1 protein-coding gene is annotated in these 985 nt (G+C 50.2%); it reads left to right on the top strand.

Annotated features, from left to right (window positions below; genetic code table 11):
* Positions 1-17: 17 nt before the first annotated feature.
* A partial coding sequence (locus MD535_RS25620; protein ID WP_265678109.1) for a M24 family metallopeptidase occupies positions 18-985 on the top strand: 968 nt, incomplete at its 3' end.

The following is a 985-nucleotide window of genomic DNA, read 5'->3' as shown; positions in this document are numbered from 1 at the left end:
AACAGGGGTAACACTTGATGACTAACTACTTAAACCGAGGCTTTGAACTGGCGGAGTTTGAAAACAGAACGTTACGTGCTCAAAAAGTCATGCATGACAAACAACTCGATGCCATGATTTTCACCACCGAGCCTAATGTTCGTTACTTCACCGGCTTTCATACCCAGTTTTGGCACAGCCCAACACGCCCTTGGTTTGTCATCGTGCCTGCCGAAGGCAAACCTATTGCCATCATCCCTGAAATCGGCGCAAGCGGTATGGCCGGTACGTGGATTGATAACATCATTACTTGGCCATCTCCAAGACCTGAAGATGACGGCATTAGCCTCGTCGCCAGCGCATTGAACTCTCTACCGTGTAAGCATGGCCGCGTAGGCGCAACGTTAGGGATTGAATCTCACCTGCGTATGCCAGTGAATAACTACTTAAAACTCACCACCATGGTGAAAAAAGACTTCGTGGATGTCTCTCTAGAAATGCACGGTCTTCGCCAGATTAAATCTCAAGCGGAAATCGAAAAAACACGTGAAATATGCCGCATCACTAACGTCGCCTTCGACAAAATCCCTACTTACGCTAAAGCAGGTATGTCTGAGCGTGAAATCTGTAAGCAGTTCCGCATTGATATGTTGCTAGAAGGTGCCGATGAGTGTCCGTACATCATTGCTGGCTCCGGTCCTGACGGCTATGACAGCATCATTATGGGCCCGACCGACCGCATTATTGAACCGGGCGATGTGCTGATTATCGATACGGGCGCGGTACGCGATGGTTACTTCTCTGATTTCGACCGCAACTGGGCATTTGGTCACGCCAGTGAACAAACCAAAGCCGCGTATCGCGCCACCTATGAAGCCACCACTAAAGGTTTTGAAGCGGCGAAACCGGGCGCCACCACCACTGATATTTATAACGCCATGTGGAAAGTGCTAGAAGCCAACGGCGCACTAGGGAACGACGTCGGTCGTCTTGGTCATGGTCTGGG

The sequence above is a fragment of the Vibrio qingdaonensis genome (assembly GCF_026191675.1).
GTDB classification, from domain to species: Bacteria; Pseudomonadota; Gammaproteobacteria; order Enterobacterales; family Vibrionaceae; genus Vibrio; species Vibrio qingdaonensis.
The sequence above is the reverse complement of the archived record's forward strand: the minus strand, read 5'-3'. Positions and strand labels throughout refer to the sequence as shown.